The 15,477-nt window shown below is 62.6% G+C and carries 14 protein-coding genes; 5 read left to right on the top strand and 9 right to left on the bottom strand.

The genetic code is table 11. The features are described from left to right. Positions 1–337 precede the first annotated feature (337 nt). The 7 genes from NHH88_05655 to NHH88_05625 all read right to left on the bottom strand — a co-directional run bounded on the left by NHH88_05655 (position 338) and on the right by NHH88_05625 (position 8,541). Complete coding sequence (locus NHH88_05655; protein ID USX15284.1) at positions 338–1,816, bottom strand: GTPase domain-containing protein; 1,479 nt, start codon at positions 1,814–1,816, stop codon at positions 338–340. Further along, complete coding sequence (locus tag NHH88_05650; protein USX15283.1) at positions 1,813–3,285, bottom strand: DUF2868 domain-containing protein; 1,473 nt, start codon at positions 3,283–3,285, stop codon at positions 1,813–1,815. Before NHH88_05650 ends, NHH88_05655 begins: the two co-directional genes overlap by 4 nt. 58 nt (positions 3,286–3,343) lie before the next feature. Beyond that, positions 3,344–4,072: a phosphatase PAP2 family protein gene (locus tag NHH88_05645; GenBank protein USX15282.1), complete on the bottom strand. Its 729-nt coding sequence runs from the start codon at positions 4,070–4,072 to the stop codon at positions 3,344–3,346. Beyond that, on the bottom strand, positions 4,044–5,756 hold the full coding sequence (locus NHH88_05640) for a phosphoethanolamine--lipid A transferase (GenBank protein ID USX15281.1): 1,713 nt from the start codon (positions 5,754–5,756) through the stop codon (positions 4,044–4,046). The genes NHH88_05645 and NHH88_05640 overlap by 29 nt, the downstream gene beginning before the upstream one ends. 85 nt (positions 5,757–5,841) lie before the next feature. Further along, positions 5,842–7,068 carry an ATP-binding protein gene (locus NHH88_05635; protein USX15280.1) on the bottom strand — a complete coding sequence of 409 codons (1,227 nt, stop codon included), beginning with the start codon at positions 7,066–7,068 and terminating at the stop codon, positions 5,842–5,844. Next, positions 7,055–7,744: a response regulator transcription factor gene (locus NHH88_05630; GenBank protein ID USX15279.1), complete on the bottom strand. Its 690-nt coding sequence runs from the start codon at positions 7,742–7,744 to the stop codon at positions 7,055–7,057. Before NHH88_05630 ends, NHH88_05635 begins: the two co-directional genes overlap by 14 nt. 20 nt (positions 7,745–7,764) lie before the next feature. Beyond that, positions 7,765–8,541, bottom strand: coding sequence for an enoyl-CoA hydratase (locus NHH88_05625; protein USX15278.1), 777 nt, complete (start codon positions 8,539–8,541; stop codon positions 7,765–7,767). Between the two features lie 72 nt (positions 8,542–8,613). Between NHH88_05625 and NHH88_05620 the strand changes: the two genes are divergently transcribed. Further along, entirely contained in the window at positions 8,614–9,930 is a 1,317-nt protein-coding gene (locus NHH88_05620) for an MFS transporter (GenBank protein ID USX15277.1), read from the top strand. A gap of 92 nt (positions 9,931–10,022) precedes the next feature. After that, positions 10,023–10,460, top strand: coding sequence for a universal stress protein (locus tag NHH88_05615; GenBank protein ID USX15276.1), 438 nt, complete (start codon positions 10,023–10,025; stop codon positions 10,458–10,460). Between the two features lie 9 nt (positions 10,461–10,469). Here the strand turns inward: NHH88_05615 and NHH88_05610 are convergent, their stop codons facing one another. Then, complete coding sequence (locus tag NHH88_05610) at positions 10,470–11,693, bottom strand: murein transglycosylase A (protein ID USX15275.1); 1,224 nt, start codon at positions 11,691–11,693, stop codon at positions 10,470–10,472. A 175-nt stretch (positions 11,694–11,868) separates the two neighbouring features. After that, positions 11,869–12,243 (bottom strand): Co2+/Mg2+ efflux protein ApaG, encoded by a 375-nt coding sequence (gene apaG / locus NHH88_05605; GenBank protein ID USX15274.1) that lies wholly within the window; start codon positions 12,241–12,243, stop codon positions 11,869–11,871. A 174-nt stretch (positions 12,244–12,417) separates the two neighbouring features. Between apaG and rpe the strand changes: the two genes are divergently transcribed. The 3 genes from rpe (at position 12,418) to trpE (ending at position 15,477) form a co-directional block, all read left to right on the top strand. Beyond that, positions 12,418–13,083 (top strand): ribulose-phosphate 3-epimerase, encoded by a 666-nt coding sequence (gene rpe, locus NHH88_05600; protein ID USX15273.1) that lies wholly within the window; start codon positions 12,418–12,420, stop codon positions 13,081–13,083. Between the two features lies 1 nt (position 13,084). Continuing rightward, entirely contained in the window at positions 13,085–13,768 is a 684-nt protein-coding gene (locus tag NHH88_05595; GenBank protein ID USX15272.1) for a phosphoglycolate phosphatase, read from the top strand. 212 nt (positions 13,769–13,980) lie between these two features. Next, a complete protein-coding gene (gene trpE, locus NHH88_05590; GenBank protein USX15271.1) occupies positions 13,981–15,477 on the top strand; it encodes an anthranilate synthase component I in 1,497 nt (498 codons plus the stop codon).

The following is a 15,477-nucleotide window of genomic DNA, read 5'->3' as shown; positions in this document are numbered from 1 at the left end:
GACAGGCCACTACTTTCGTAGCGCCTATTTCATTACTTCTTGTGAACATTTGATATTTTAAGTATCGCGAAACTCGGTTGCCCTTGTTCAGCGTGCACTTTCATCAAACGTCCACACTTATCGACTGTTAATTTTTAAAGAACTTATTCGGTACTGCTTGATACTGCTTGCTGAAGAAGCGTTGTGTTCATCAGCGAAGAGGCAAGATTATGAGGCGTTTCGAATATTTCGTCAAGCACTTCTTTTTCTTTCTCTTCTTCGCTTCACGCCGCATTTGTATGCGCCGTTCTGCGAGGGGGCGAACTATAGCAAGGAGCAACAGTTACCGCAAGGACTTTTAAAGCCTATTTGCAACATCTGGATAGAGTCGTACCAGAGTAGCGGTGGCTATTTGCTTGATAAGCACGGTCGCAGCCTCGTTGTCTGCCTTGTCGCGACGCAGGTTGCCCCATAAAGTCACCAGGTCAACGTCATGCTGCGCTACCGCCTGCTCGACCTCCTCCTGCCAGAACGCGGGCGCCTCGTTCTCGACGAAGTTGCCGCGTCCGCGCCCGAAGTGCGCCACCGCCAGATAGCGCAGAATGCCGACCACCACCAAATTGCGCATAAAGGCGTCGGTAAATTGCACGGCAGCCTGATTGCGGTCGGTACTGGAATTGAAACCCCAGGCTGCGCCGGCGAACGTCAGGGCACCGACCACGCCGCCCAGCAAGGCGCCGCCGCCCAAGGTCAGCCCGCCCGCCATCACATCGGCGGACAATCCAGTCGCGGCGCCGGAGATCACCGCGCCCAGCAATCCCGCCTGCGCCTTATCTATAGGCGCGCGCACGGCGAAGTTCTCGCGCACCCGCTCGTTGATCTTGCCGGCGTCGGTCGGATCGAGCTGGTGCAGGATCAACAATTCGCGGGTCGATTCGACCGTCGCCTGGTTTAACCGTGCGATCAGATTACCCATGGCGCGGTCCTGGCGCTGCTGCTCCTCGTTCTTGCCGATGCCCACCACCTTCAGCGCCGACTTGAGCATGCTCGAAGGCACGGCGTCGACCGCCTCGCTATCGCGCGCGGCGGCCGCCAGTTGTTTGGCCAGCAATCGTATCGCGTGGTCGTAGCGGCGCACGTTAGCCGCTTCCCACGTCGCGAACAAACGGGCATAACCGGCCTGCTGAACGGGATCGAGCAATTTGCCGACCACTTCATAGAAGAAGCGCTCATGCACCCAGCAACGGGCGAAGGCATCCAGCGCCAGCACCTCGCGCACCGCCGGATATTGCGCCAGATGCTCGCGCCAACGGCCCTGCTCGGCCTGCTCTTCCGCAGCGGGCCGTGGCCGTCCGGTCTGGTTCAGCAACACCACCACCGGCTTGCCGATCCACTCCAGTATCTTCATTTCCGACGGCACATAGCCGGCATCCTTCGGATTTTCCGAGGAGTTGACCAGATAAAGAACGACGTCCGCAGATTCCTTTGCGGTGCGCAAGGCGTTCTGGCTGAGCCAGAACGGCCGGTCGCGGTAGCGGTCCAGCACTTCCCGCAGGAACCAGCCGATCGGGTTGCCCGACTGCCCCAACCGCTTGAGCAGGCGCACAGAGTCGCCGAAGCCCGGCGTATCCCACAATTGCAGGCTGTCGCCTTGCGGCGTCGTCAGCAAGGTATGCGACTCGGCGAAGATGGTGACGTGGGCGGCGTCGCGCACCTCGCCGATATCCATGCCGACCAGCGTGCGCGCCAAGGTGGTCTTGCCGTTATTGGTATGCGAAATCAGGGCGAACTGGATTTGCACCGCGTCCGCGGCGGCTTTTTCAATCGAAACACTCATGCGGCAGCCGACATTTTCAGCCCGACGCCGGCGTCGAGCGGGTGGATGGAAGGATCAAGCAGGTTCACGACCGTCGCCGTGGTCTGGTGGAAGTGGCAGAACTCCTGCCATAGCGCGGTTCTCTCGCCAAGGCCGCGCTGGTCGGCCTGGCCCATGCGCTCCACATAGGAAGACTCATCGAGCAGCACGGCGATGCCTCGCGGCGACGCTTTCACCAAATAATCGAGGAAGGCTCCATGGTTTTCTTTTTCAGGCGTCGCCGTCAAGTTGAACAGCACCGCCGTCATGGTCACGTTTGGATCGTTGAGGTCGACGTCGCGCAGCACCTCTCGGGGCTCCTCCCCGTACGAGGTCGAGGGCCGCAGCATCATGCGGCCCTGCTCGCCGAACAGCATGATGGCGATCTGCCCCAGGCCGCGATGCCGGGCTTCGTCGACGGTAAAGCTGAACGGCAACACGCGCAGCATGCCGCCGGTCCCGGCGCCGATGGTCTCGTTGAGTTTGCGGAAATATGGCTGATCGAGGTCGAGCGGGAAACGCCGGCCCAGCCGCGCCGCGCGCCAGTTGGCCACCAGCGCCAGCACCAGGCGCGGCAGCACGACCAGCAGGAAGATCGTCGCCGCGTACAGGTGGACCCAGCGGGCGCCCCCCTCGGGCGCCGTGGTCTGCGGGAATCGCAGCGCCTCGATCTCGGCCAAGGTGAATCCCTGCAGCTGGAACACGGCGATGGCCGGTGCAAACAACACGGACAGCAGGCTGTGCACCTGGGTGGCGTCGAGGAAGGTGCTCTCCCAGCCGGCCGCGTACTGGGACAGCAGGCCACGGCCATATAAAGAGAGCACCGCGCCGAGCGCAAACATGGCAGCGCTCAGGTGGATGGTGCGGCTGAGCCGGGCAGTCGTCAGCTTGGCGCTCAATTGCGACCACTCGCCCATAAAGCCCAGCAATCCGGTGGCCAGCACCGGCGGCACCTTGCGCGGCACTGCCAGCTTGCCGACGCTCAGGCGGCGGATCAAGCCCGACTTCGGCCCGCCGGTGGCGCGCGCAGGAATGAAGAGGCCGATGAACAAGCCCAGATAGACCAGCAGGTTCCAGGCGATGATCAGCAGCAGCGGCGCCGACAGCAAATCGACGCGATGCGGATCGGTAATGCGGTCCAGCGCGGCGCCCAGCGCCAGGGCCAGCACCGGCAACAGCCAGGCCAGCGCCCGCAACCCGGTCGAACGCTTGGCAAAGCCGGCAAACGCCGGCGTGCGCTCGGCGAGGCGTTTCAGTATTTGTTCAGAGCGCTGCTGCAGGAAATCGTCGGGCGTGACGTCCGCATGTTTGTCCGACGCCTGCCATTGCGCCAGTTCACGCGCGCTTCGGCTGGCGTACATGCGATCATCTTCGCTCAGCACTTCCTTCTTCTGGTCGGCCAATTCGATGGCTCGCACCAGGACGACGTCCCTGGCAATCTGCTCGTTCATACTGCTCCTGTGTTTGGTCAAAGCGACAACTCACAGGATTGTGACCCAATTTACCGAATCAGGCCAATTCCGCATGGCGCCGGGCCGGTTTGAGCGTGCGGTAGAGAACGTCTACGATGAATACGGCGATCCACATCGACCAAAGCGTATGCGTCAGGAAATGTGCGCCGCGCAACTGCTGCATCCAGCCGACGGCCATGCCCAAGGCCAGCATCAGGCCACCCACCCCGGCCGCCATCCGGGGACGATGCGGTAACCAGAACACGGCCAACGCCACCAGCCACAGCGCGCTCGACGCATGACCGCCCGGCATGCACTGCCCCGGCGAGACGCCGGCCGGCAACATCTCCAATATCCGCACATACGGTTCGCGGCCGCCGTAGCGCTGCAAATCCCAAGGGCAATGCGAATCGCTGAAATGCTTCAGCACGCTAATACAGGTCGGCACCAGGATGGCCGACAGCGCCAGCACGCGCAGGCCGGTCCGGCGCGGCGCGTCCCAGTACGGCTGCGGCCGCGCCCAATCCCACGCGGCCAGCGCGACGACCATGACGCCCAACACCTGCAAGATGGTCTTCAATATGTCGTGATTGAACCGTTCGGCCAGCCATGCATGGCGCCAGGGGAACGTCCCGCTGGCGCGGTCGAACATGGCGTCGGCCAGCGTCAGATCGATATTGGTGTAGTTACCGATCCAGAGGATCAGGAGGCCCGACAGTATCAAGGCTGCATCGAAGGTGCGCAGTACGCCTCCTTGCTTAAGACTGGTTAGCGAGCGTGCAAGCATGGAAAATATCAAGTCGAGGGTTGTAGACGGCCGTGCTGATATTTAGCATGCCGAGGAAGGAATGGAACACGTTATCGTGGGAGAACTCCTGGCCACGCCGCGCCTCCAGGCAGCGCTGGTCCAGGCTGAAACGGTCACGGTAGCCTTGGTCCAGCCACACCATCAAGGGAACATGGCGCTGCTCGTTGGGCGAGATGAAATACGGCGCGCCGTGCAGATACATATTCTTCTCGCCCAGCGATTCGCCGTGGTCGGAGAAGTACATGAAGGCGGTATCGACGTTGTCGGCGGCGCCGGCCGCGCGCAGCAGGTCGATGGTCTTGCTCAGGAAATAGTCGGTATAAGCGATGCTGTTGTCGTAGGCGGCCACGATGGATTCGCGCGAGCACTTCTCCAGCTCGTTGCTGGTGCACACCGGGCCGAAACGCTGGAACGCGGGCGGGTAGCGCTTCCAGTACGCCGGCCCGTGGCTGCCCTTCTGGTGCAGCACGATGACCAGATCCTGCTTGGCGTTGCGGATGATTTCCGGCAGACCCTGCAACATGCGCTCGTCGAAGCACTCCTCGTTGTTGCAGAACGGAGCTCCGTCCTTCGGCTTCGACATGTCCTCATACGCCACGCGGTCGCACACGCCTTTGCAACCCGAATTATTGTCGCGCCACAGCACCTGCAAGCCCGCGTGACTGAGGACGTCAAGCAAGCCCTCCTGCGCCTTCGCCTTGTCCTCCGAATAATCGACGCGGGCGAAGCCGGAAAACAGGCAGGGGACGGAAATCGCCGTGGCCGTGCCGCACGATTGCACATTGCTGAAGTTGAGCAGTCCGGCCTGATGCGACAGCAGCGGATTGGTGTCGCGCTTGTAACCATTGAGCGAGAAATTCATCGCGCGCGCGGTTTCGCCAACCACCATGATGGTCACCGTGCGGCGCTTTTGCTGCGCCCAAAGGGTACCCTTCATGGCGTCGCTGCCCAGGGGCGCGATCACCGTCGCGCGCGCCATTTTATGCTTGAAGAACGAGTTGCCGGCCTGGATCACATTGGTCGGCGTCAGCAGGAAGCGCATCTGGCGATATTCGCGCACGGCCGGCGCCAGGGTCTTGAAGAACCCCATCATCAGGATGCCGGCGACCAGCAAGGACACGGCGATCACGGCAGGATTGATCCACAGCGCGCGGCGCAGCGGCGGAAACGCCAGTTTGAGGCGGTACACCAGCACCGAGGGCAATACGCCGAGCAGCGAAATCGTCAGCACCAGGCTCCAGCTGAACAATTCGGTTGCTTCGTGCACATCTGTTTCCATCACGTTCTGCAGCATCGAAGCGTCGATGGCGATGCCGTAGCGATTCATGAAATAGCTGCTGAAGGCCGTGACGAAAAACAGCAGGATCAACACCGGCTTGATCACATAGCGAAAGCTGAAAAAGGTCAGGAAGGCATTGAACGCCAGCGCCAGCAGCGTGAACGACGCGAGATAGAGCGGCACATTGCCCAACTGGAACCCGCCAGTGGCGACAAAGAACGTTTGCCAAAAGCTAAAGTTGTACACAAGTACAAAGAAAGCAGCAGCCGCCAGCGTCAGGTGCTGGACATGGACGTGCTGCGCCCGCCAGAACGGCTTAACGCGCAAGAGCGGCAGCAAGCGCGCGCGATGATGACTAAGAGTTAAGTTCGGATGTACGTTCAACAGAGGCTCCTGAATTCTAGCCTCTACCTTATTAAACTGTCGGTCAACTCCGCGTCAAAGATGCGTTAAGTTTACGTTAAATTCCTCAAGGAAATCGAACTTCGAACATGCTGCCACCGCCGAGGCGCTCGCTGTAGGCCAGATCGGCGCCAAGATATGTGCAGATGCGCTGCACCAGTCCCAAACCCAGGCCGGTGCCCGACGATCCGCTGGCGCCAGCCGGAATGGCCTCGTTCAGCAGACGCGCGCGGGCAGCCGCCGGCAAGCCGGGGCCGGTATCCTCGACGATCAGCGAACGGCCGGCCAGGCGCACGACCACCTCGCCTTGCATGGTATAAAGACAAGCATTCCGCACCAGGTTGCCGATGGCGGCGATCAACAGTTCGCGCGGCGCGTAGATCATGAAATCCTCACCGCCGGCATACTTCACCTCCAACGGTTTAGCGGCCGTCAAGGTCTGGCAACGCGACGCCTCCTCGCTGGCCAGTCCGGCAGCTGATACCGACGTCATCTCCAGCATGTCCGGCGAACGGGCCAGCCGCAGCAGCACTGTGACCGAGTCGGAGGCATCGCGCGCGGCGCGGTAGATGCGCTCGGAAGCGGCGTGGATGGCAGGGCTGGCGTGCGCCTGCGTCATCAGGATTTCCGCCGCGCCGGTGATGACGGTCAGCGGGGTGCGCAATTCATGGCTGACGTCGCCCGTGAAGAAGCGTTCGCGGTCCAGAACTTCGGTCAACTCCTTGGTACGGGCCGAAAAAGCCCGCGCCAGGATGCCCAGTTCGTCGGGACTGTCCTGCAACGGCAAGTCCGGACGGCGCGCCTGCACCGCCGACGCCAGGCCCATGATCGGCGCGACCATGCTGTTGCCGATATACGCGCCGAACATCATCGAACAAATCAAAAAGCCGATGAAGCCGATGGCGAACATGCCGTACACCACCACTTCGATTTTTTCATACGCGCTGGCGTGATCGACCACCGCGTACCGTCCGTTCTCGTCCCGACCGGACCAGACATGCAAATCGACGCCATCGACCGTGATCTCGGTCGCACCTTCGGGCAAGTCCCGCAAAGAGAGCGGGATTTCAGCGTCGTGATGGAAGCTCAGGCCGGCGGGCATTTCCACCGGCAGGCCACCGGCATGGCGCGGCGACGCCCAAGCGGCCACTTCCTGCAGCCGCTCGTCCACCAGTTTGACCTCGATGCCTTCGATGGCGACGGCGGCGATGACGGCGAAAAACAGGATGCCGGCGGCGGCGAAGGTCAGATAGGCGACGACGATACGCCGGCGCAAGGATTTAAACGGTGGCATCGGAGGCTAGCAGTTTATAGCCGATGCCCGGGACGGTGCGCAGCATGGCGAATTCAAAAGGTTTGTCGAGCGCTTGGCGCAGCGCATGTATGTGGGTGCGCAACGCGTCGCTGTCCGGACGGTCCTCGCCCCACACTTCCTGCTCCAGCAACTCGCGCGGCACCAGCCTGGGCGCTTGCGTCATCAGGCATTTCAGAATGGTGTAGCCGGTCCTGGTCAGCGCCAGCGGGGTGCCGGCGCGCTTGACCTCGAAATTCTCGGTATCGAAGCGCAAGTCGCCAACGCTGAGCACGGCGGCGCCAGTGGTCTGGCCGCGGGCGCGCCGCAGCAGGGCGTTCAGGCGCACCTCCAGCTCGACCAGCGAAAACGGCTTGACCAGGTAATCGTCGGCGCCGCTGTCGAAGCCGGCGACCTTGTCCTCCAGCGTATCGCGCGCCGTCAGCATCAGCACCGGGGTGGCGTCGCGCAGTTCGCTGCGCAGCTTCTGGCACAGTTCCAATCCCGTCATGCCGGGCAGCATGACGTCCAGCACGATGACGTCGTACTCATGCTGCGCCGCCAGTGCCAGCCCGGCGTAGCCGTTCGCCGCCGAATCGAGCACATGCCCTTTCGCCTCCAGGAACGCATACAGATTGGCCAGGATGTCGGGATTGTCTTCAATAATCAGGATACGCATGGGAATCGAGCGAGTCCGCCTTACAGGCCGTCAAAGTTGGGCGGCCGCTTTTCCAGGAAAGCCTTCATGCCTTCTTTTTGAGCAGGCGTACCGAACGCGGCATGGAACAGGCGCCGCTCGTAGCCCACGCCCTCGGTCAGCGGAACTTCATAGGCGCGGTTGACGGCATCCTTGACCATCATCGCCACCGAGGTCGGCATGGCGGCGATCACGGTCGCGGCAGCCAATACTTCCTCGATCAGCTTGTCTGCCGGGACGATGCGCGACACCAGGCCCATACGCTCGGCCTCGACCGCATCGATGGTGCGGGCGGTCAGCAGCATGTCCATCGCCTTGGCTTTGCCGATCGCGCGCGGCAGGCGCTGCGACGCGCCGGCGCCCGGGGTGACGCCGATCTTGATCTCCGGCTGGCCGAATTTGGCGGTGTCGGCGGCGATCACGAAGTCGCACATCATCGCCAGCTCGCAGCCGCCGCCCAGCGCATAGCCGGCCACGGCGCCCACCACCGGTTTGCGCACGCGCAGGATGTGCTCCCAGTTGCGGCCGATGTAGTTGTCTCGATACGTATCCACATACGTGTAGTCGACCATGGCGGCGATGTCGGCGCCTGCCGCGAAGGCTTTCTCGCTGCCCGTCAGGACGATGCAGCCGATCGCCGGATCGGCGTCAAACTTGAACAAGGCCTCGCCAAGTTCGTTCATCATGCGGTCATTGAGCGCGTTCAGCGCTTTCGGACGGTTCAGACGGATCAGCGCGACTTTGCCGTGTACTTCAACGATCAGGTCTTCATATTGCATGGTTGTTGCCTCCATGGTGGAATTTTATGGGTCGATTGTAGCGCCTATCACCGCCGCTGGTATTATTGAAGCTTGGCAACTTACTTCGGCGAGCCTCCCATTTTTACCTCACTCCGCCGCCCGCTGCGCGACAAGCTGGCCGCTGATCCTCTGCTGGGCAACAGCGATTTTCTGCGTTACTGGTTCAGCGCCATCCTCAACGGCTTCGGCAGCTATATCGGCGCGCTGGCCGTGCCCCTGTGCGCGGTGTTGCTGCTCAAGGCCACGCCGGCGCAAATGGGCATGCTGGGCGCGGCGGCGGCGATGCCGTTCGCGCTGTTCGCGCTGCCGGCCGGCGTGGTGCTGGACCGCAACCGCAAGCTGCCCATCCTGCTGGCCAGCAAAGCCATCCAGGCCATCGCCCTGTTCAGCATCCCCGCCGCTTACTGGATGGGCGTGCTGTCGGTCGAATGGATGTACGCGGTCGCCTTCACCACCGGCGCCTGCAACGTCGTCGGCGGCGGCGCCGAGCAGGTTTTCCTGACCAACCTGATCGGCCGCGAGCGCCTGATGGACGCGCAATCGAAATTCGCCGCCACCGACTCCGCGTCGCGCCTGCTGGCGCCGGGCCTGGCCGGGGTGCTGATCCAATGGCTTACCGCGCCCTATGCGGTGCTGCTCAACGCCCTGGGTTTCGTGATGTCGATCCTGCTGCTGCGCAACCTGAAAGCCAACGATCCCAAACCGGCGCCGTCCGACAAGCACCCGCTGCGCGACATCCGCGACGGCCTGCAATTCATCTGGAAGCAGCCGCTGCTGCGCACCCTGGCCTGGAGCGTGGGCGCCTGGCACATGCTGTTTTACGGTTACGCGGCGCTGGCCGTGCTGTTCGCCACGCGCGACCTGGGCATGAGCGCCGGCATGCTGGGCGCGGCGCAGATGGTCGGCGGCCTCGGGGTGCTGGCCAGCTCGATGCTGCTCAAGCCGCTAACCCAGCGCTACGGCGCCAGCGGCACCATTTTGATCGGCATCGGCCTGACCGCGTTCGCCTTTACGATGACGCCGATGATACCGGCCAATCTGTTCGGCTATCCGGCCGCCAGCGCGGCGGCGTGCGCGGCCTTGTCGTTCTTCCTCGACTGCGGCGTGATGCTGTTTGTCATGCCGTACATGGCCATCCGGCAGAAGGTCACGCCGGATGCCTACCTCGGCCGCATGGTGTCGACGATGCGCTTCCTGACCATCGCGGTGGCGCCGCTGGGTGCGCTGACGGCCGGCTATATCGGCGAGCATTTCAGCGTGCGCACCGGCCTGGCCTGCGTGGCGGTGGGCGCTATCGTGCTGACCGCCTGCATGGCCGTTTCCTCGTCGCTGCGCGAGACCGAACAGCCGGCGGTGGCCGCCTCGTAATCGGCCCTGCCAAGCGCCCTACCGTGCGCCGGAAATCCGGCCAAGCTATTAGGCTGACTCCAGTATCAACCGATCCTGATAGGGAGTGCGCCATGTTCAAAACCATACTGCTACCGACCGACGGCTCGGACCTGTCGGACAAGGCGACCGCGACTGCGGTCGAGTTCGCCAAACTGAATCGCGCCAAGATCGTCAGCATCACCGTGATCCAGCCTTTGCCCCTGTCGTCGATGGGCGACGGCGGCGCCGTGATCGACTCGGGCCAGTTCGCCGTCAAGATGCAGGAAGCGGCGCGCAGCTACATCGACAAGGTGGCGGCTGCCGCGCGCGCGGCCGATATTCCGTTCGAAGGGGTGATTTCGGTGTCGCACACCCCGTACGAGGAGATCGTCGAGGCGGCGAAAAAATTCGACTGCGACCTCATCATGATGGCGTCGCACGGGCACAAGGGCATCAACAAGCTGCTGCTGGGCAGCCAGACCGACAAGGTGCTGGCGCACACGACCTTGCCGGTGTTGGTGTTAAGGTAAGCTAAGGTCTCACGGCTGCTTGGGCAACAACACCCAGACGTTGCCGCGCTGCTTCATGCGGCCGGCGTTCTCCGCCGCCTCGGTGCCGAAGCCAAAGAAGTAATCGACCCGGATCGCGCCACGGATCGCGCCGCCAGTGTCCTGCGCCATCACCAGGCGTTGAAGCGGAATATCGCTGTTCGGCATCGTGGTGGCCAGGAACATCGGCGCGCCCAGCGGCAGCTGCGACGCATCGATCGCCACCGAACGCTGCGGCGTCAGCGGCACGCCCTGCGCGCCTTTCGGACCGACTTTCGGGTCCGGCAACTTCTCTTCTTTGAAGAACACATAGCTCGGGTTCACATTGAATAGTTCCTGCATGCGGGTCGGATGGCCGGCGATCCAGGCCTTGATGCCCTGCGCCGACGCCTGTTCCAACGTCAACTCGCCCTTCTCCACCAGATACTTGCCGATCGATTTGTACGGATGACCGTTCTGATCGGCGTACGCCACGCGCACGGTTTCCTGCGTGTCGGTCAGCTGGACGCGGCCCGAACCCTGCACCTGCAGGAAGAACGATTCCACCGGATCGTCGACCCACATCAACTCCTTGCCGGTGAAGTCGGCCTTCTCGATGTCGGCGCGGGTCGCGTACGGCACCACCTTCTTGCCGACCAGCTTGCCGCGCAGGCGCATGCCCTTGAGCTCCGGATAGACGCCGGCCAAATCGACGGTGACCATGTCGTCCGGCACCTTGAACAGCGGGGTTTGATACGGCCCACCCTTTTTGCGGGCGCCGCGCAGCAGCGGCTCGTAATAGCCGGTGACCAGCCCGTCGGTGGCGCCGTCCGGCGCGATCACCTGGTTCGGCACCATGAAGGCCTCGAAGAAGGTGCGGATGGCCTTGTCGTCGGCGGCGTTGACACTGCGCGCGATCGAGCACGATTCCTTCCACTGCGGCTGCTTGATCAGCACCGTGCACGAGGACATGAAGGCCGGCCAGGCGGCGCGCACGTCGTCGCGGTCCCAGCCGGGCAGCGCCGCGAAAGTGGTCGGCACCATCCGCAGCGCCGCCGGGGCGGGCGGCGTGGCGGGAGCCGGAGGTGTGGCCGGCGCCGGAGGAACGGCGGGCACGGCGGGCGGCGTCGGCTGTCCGGCCGGTTTTTCCGGCGGGATCGGCGTGGTGGTGCAGGCGGCCAGCGAAAGCGCGACGACGGACAGCGGAACGAGTAGACTACGACGTGTAAATGACATAAGGATAGCTATGTGGGTAGTGATATTGGAAGCATGCGTGGCGTTTTTCCTGCTGGTATTCATCGTCTGGTGGACGATGTACCAGGGCAAAGGCAAAACCAAGAAGTTGCCCCCGCCTGAACAGGATGGCGATCCAAAGTAGGGAAAGATGCGGCGCGGCCGAAAACCCGGCGGCTCAGTGGAGCGTGCGCGGCAGCGACAGCACGAACTCGGGGATCTTGGCCTCGAATTGATGGCCGTCCTCGGCCACGCAGAAATATTCGCCGACCATCGAACCCTGCTGGGTTTGCAGCGCGGTGCCGCTCGTGTACTCGAAATGCTCGCCCGGCTGCAGCAACGGCTGATGGCCGACCACGCCCAGTCCGCGCACCTCTTCGATGTGGTTGTTGGCGTCGGTGATGACCCAGTGGCGCGAAATCAGTTGCGCGGCCACGGTGCCGGTGTTCTTGATCGTGATCGAATAGGTGAACACGAAGTTGGTGCGTTCCGGATCGGATTGATCCGGCAGGTACTGGGTTCTGACCGACACAGTAAATTCATAAGTTGCCATCGAAATTCCTTAAGGCTGAGGCGTGGGGTCGTAAAAGATCACTGCGATTGTATATCGTCAGGCCCCCATTGCACCGCAAATCGGCACTGCATGCAAGCAGAGCGAGGCTGAAAACGGGCGCGGCCGGGCCGGGCAGCGTAAAATAGCGCATCTTTTTATTGCAGGCCTCACGTCATGCCCAATTTCCGTATCGCTCCCAGCATCTTGTCCGCCGACTTCGCCCGTCTGGGTGAAGAGGTACGCAACGTTGTCGCCGCCGGCGCCGACATCATCCACTTTGACGTGATGGACAACCATTATGTTCCGAACCTGACCATCGGCCCGCTGGTGTGCCAGGCGATCCGCCCGCACGTGGACGTGCCGATCGACGTGCACCTGATGGTCAAACCGGTCGACCGCATCATTCCCGACTTCGCAAAGGCCGGCGCCAACATCATCACCTTCCACCCGGAAGCGTCCGATCACATCGACCGCTCGCTGCAACTGATCCGCGACCACGGCTGCAAGGCCGGCCTGGTGTTCAACCCCGCCACCCCGCTGAGCTATCTGGAACACGTCATGGACAAGATCGACATGATCCTCATCATGTCGGTCAACCCCGGCTTCGGCGGCCAGTCCTTCATTCCGCAGGCGCTCAAGAAGATCGCCGAAGCGCGCCGCCTGATCGACGATTCGGGCCGCGACATCATGCTGGAAGTCGATGGCGGCATCAAGATCGACAACATCGCGGCGGCGGCGGCTGCCGGCGCCGACACCTTCGTGGCAGGCTCGGCCATCTTCGGCCAGCCGGACTACAAGGCGGTGATCGACGCCATGCGCGCCAACCTCGCGGCGATTTAAGATGAGCGTGCTGATAGGCGTGCGCGCCGCAATCATCGACCTCGACGGCACCATGCTGGACACGATTCCCGACTTTCACGTGGCGATCAACGGCATGCTTCAAGAACTGGGCCTCGATTCCATCGAGCAAGAGCAAATCGCGCTGATGGTCGGCAAGGGTTCGGAAAACCTGATCCGCTCCGTGCTGGCCTTGCAGGCGGACGCGGCCGGCGTCGAGCAACGCTTCGACGCGGCGATGGACGCCTATCAGCGGCACTACCTGGGCATCAACGGCAACCACAGCACCTTGTACCCGGACGTGATCGAAGGCCTGACGGCGATGAAAGCCAGCGGCCTGCGCCTGGCCTGCGTGACCAACAAGCCGATCGCCTTCACCACGCCGCTGCTCAAGCTCAAGGGTCTGGACGGCTTTTTCGACGTAGTCTACGGCGGCGATTCGCTGCCGCGCAAGAAGCCCGATCCGCTGCCGCTGCAAACCGTGTGCGCCGATTTCGACCTGCCGCCGGCCCAGGTGGTGGCCATCGGCGACTCCTCGAACGACGCGCAAGCGGCCCGGGCTGCGGGTTGTCCGGTGTTGACGGTGCCTTACGGTTACAATCACGGACAGTCTATACACGGGATCGATTCCGATGGTATAGTAGACACGCTGCTCGACGCGGCAAGCCGTATAAGTTCGCAAAATTAACCTTTAGCTGAACCAAACCTGACCGAATGTCTTCCATCAAAAAACACAATGTCAACCAAACCGGCTCGATTGAGGCCTGGCTTTGGCGACGCTGGCAATCCTGGCAAAACTAAGCCGAACTGATTGCTGTCGCACGTGCACGCGCACCCGACAGGTTTTTTGACAAACCACCGCCAACCCACACCCATCTTTTGGCGGCATGGAGAGAAGACATGACCGAACTCGAATTCAAATCGTTGGCCAACGAAGGCTACAACCGCGTCCCACTGATCGCCGAAGCCTTCGCCGACCTCGAAACCCCGCTTACGCTGTACCTGAAACTGGCCCAGACCCAGAACGCCGGTAAGAACACCTTCCTGCTCGAATCGGTCGTCGGCGGCGAGCGCTTCGGCCGCTTCTCGTTCATCGGCCTGCCGGCGACCACCGTGCTGCGCACCTTCGGCACCCGCACCGAAATCGTCAAGAACGGCGCCGTGATCGAGACCCACGAAGGCAATCCGCTCGAATTCGTCGAGGCCTACCAGAAGCGCTTTAAAGTGGCGCTGCGTCCGGGCATGCCGCGCTTCTGCGGCGGCCTGGCCGGCTACTTCGGCTACGACACCGTGCGCCACATCGAAAAAACCCTGGCCAACACGCAGCCGAAGGACGATCTGGGCCTGCCCGACATCCAGCTGATGGTGACCGAGGAACTGGCCGTCATCGACAACCTGTCCGGCAAGCTGTATTTGATCGTCTATGCCGACACCACCCAGCCCGAGTCCTTCAGCAAGGCGCGCCAGCGCCTGAAGGACCTGCGCATGATGCTGCGCCGTGGCGTCGACGCGCCGGTGACCAGCGCTTCGGTGCGCACCGAAACCATCCGCGACTTCCCGAAAGAGGAGTACCTGAAGGCGGTCGCCAAGGCCCACGAATACGTGATGGCCGGCGACTTGATGCAGGTGCAGATCGGCCAGCGCATCCGCAAGCCCTACGTCGATTCGCCGCTGACGCTGTACCGCGCGCTGCGCTCGCTGAATCCGTCGCCGTATATGTACTTCTACAATTTCGGCGACATGCAGATCGTCGGCGCCTCGCCGGAGATTTTGGTCCGCAACGAGACGCTGCCGGACGGTGAGAAAAAAGTCACCTTGCGCCCGATCGCCGGCACCCGTCCGCGCGGTTCGACGCCGGAACGCGACGCCGAACTGGCCAAGGAACTGCTGGCCGATCCGAAAGAGATCGCCGAACACGTGATGCTGATCGACCTGGCGCGCAATGACTTGGGCCGCATCTCCGAGATCGGCAGCGTCAAGGTCACCGACCGCCTGGTCATCGAAAAATACTCGCATGTGCAGCACATCGTCTCCAACGTCGAGGGCAAGCTGAAAGACGGGCTGTCCAACTTGGACGTGCTGCGCGCCACTTTCCCGGCCGGCACCCTGACCGGCGCGCCGAAAGTGCGCGCGATGGAAGTGATCGACGAACTGGAAATCTCCAAGCGCGGCATCTACGGCGGCGCCTGCGGCTACCTGTCGTTCGGCGGCGAGATGGATGTCGCCATCGCGATTCGCACCGGCGTGATCAAGGACGGCATGCTGTATGTGCAGGCCGCCGCCGGCATCGTCGCCGATTCGATCGCCGAGATGGAATGGCAGGAAACCGAAAACAAGGCGCGCGCCGTGCTGCGCGCCGCCGAACAAGTGCAAGATGGCCTGGATGGGGAGTTCTGA

Source organism: Oxalobacteraceae bacterium OTU3CAMAD1 (assembly GCA_024123915.1).
Classification (GTDB): Bacteria; Pseudomonadota; Gammaproteobacteria; order Burkholderiales; family Burkholderiaceae_D; genus Rugamonas.
This window is presented reverse-complemented; position numbering and strand designations above follow the sequence as displayed.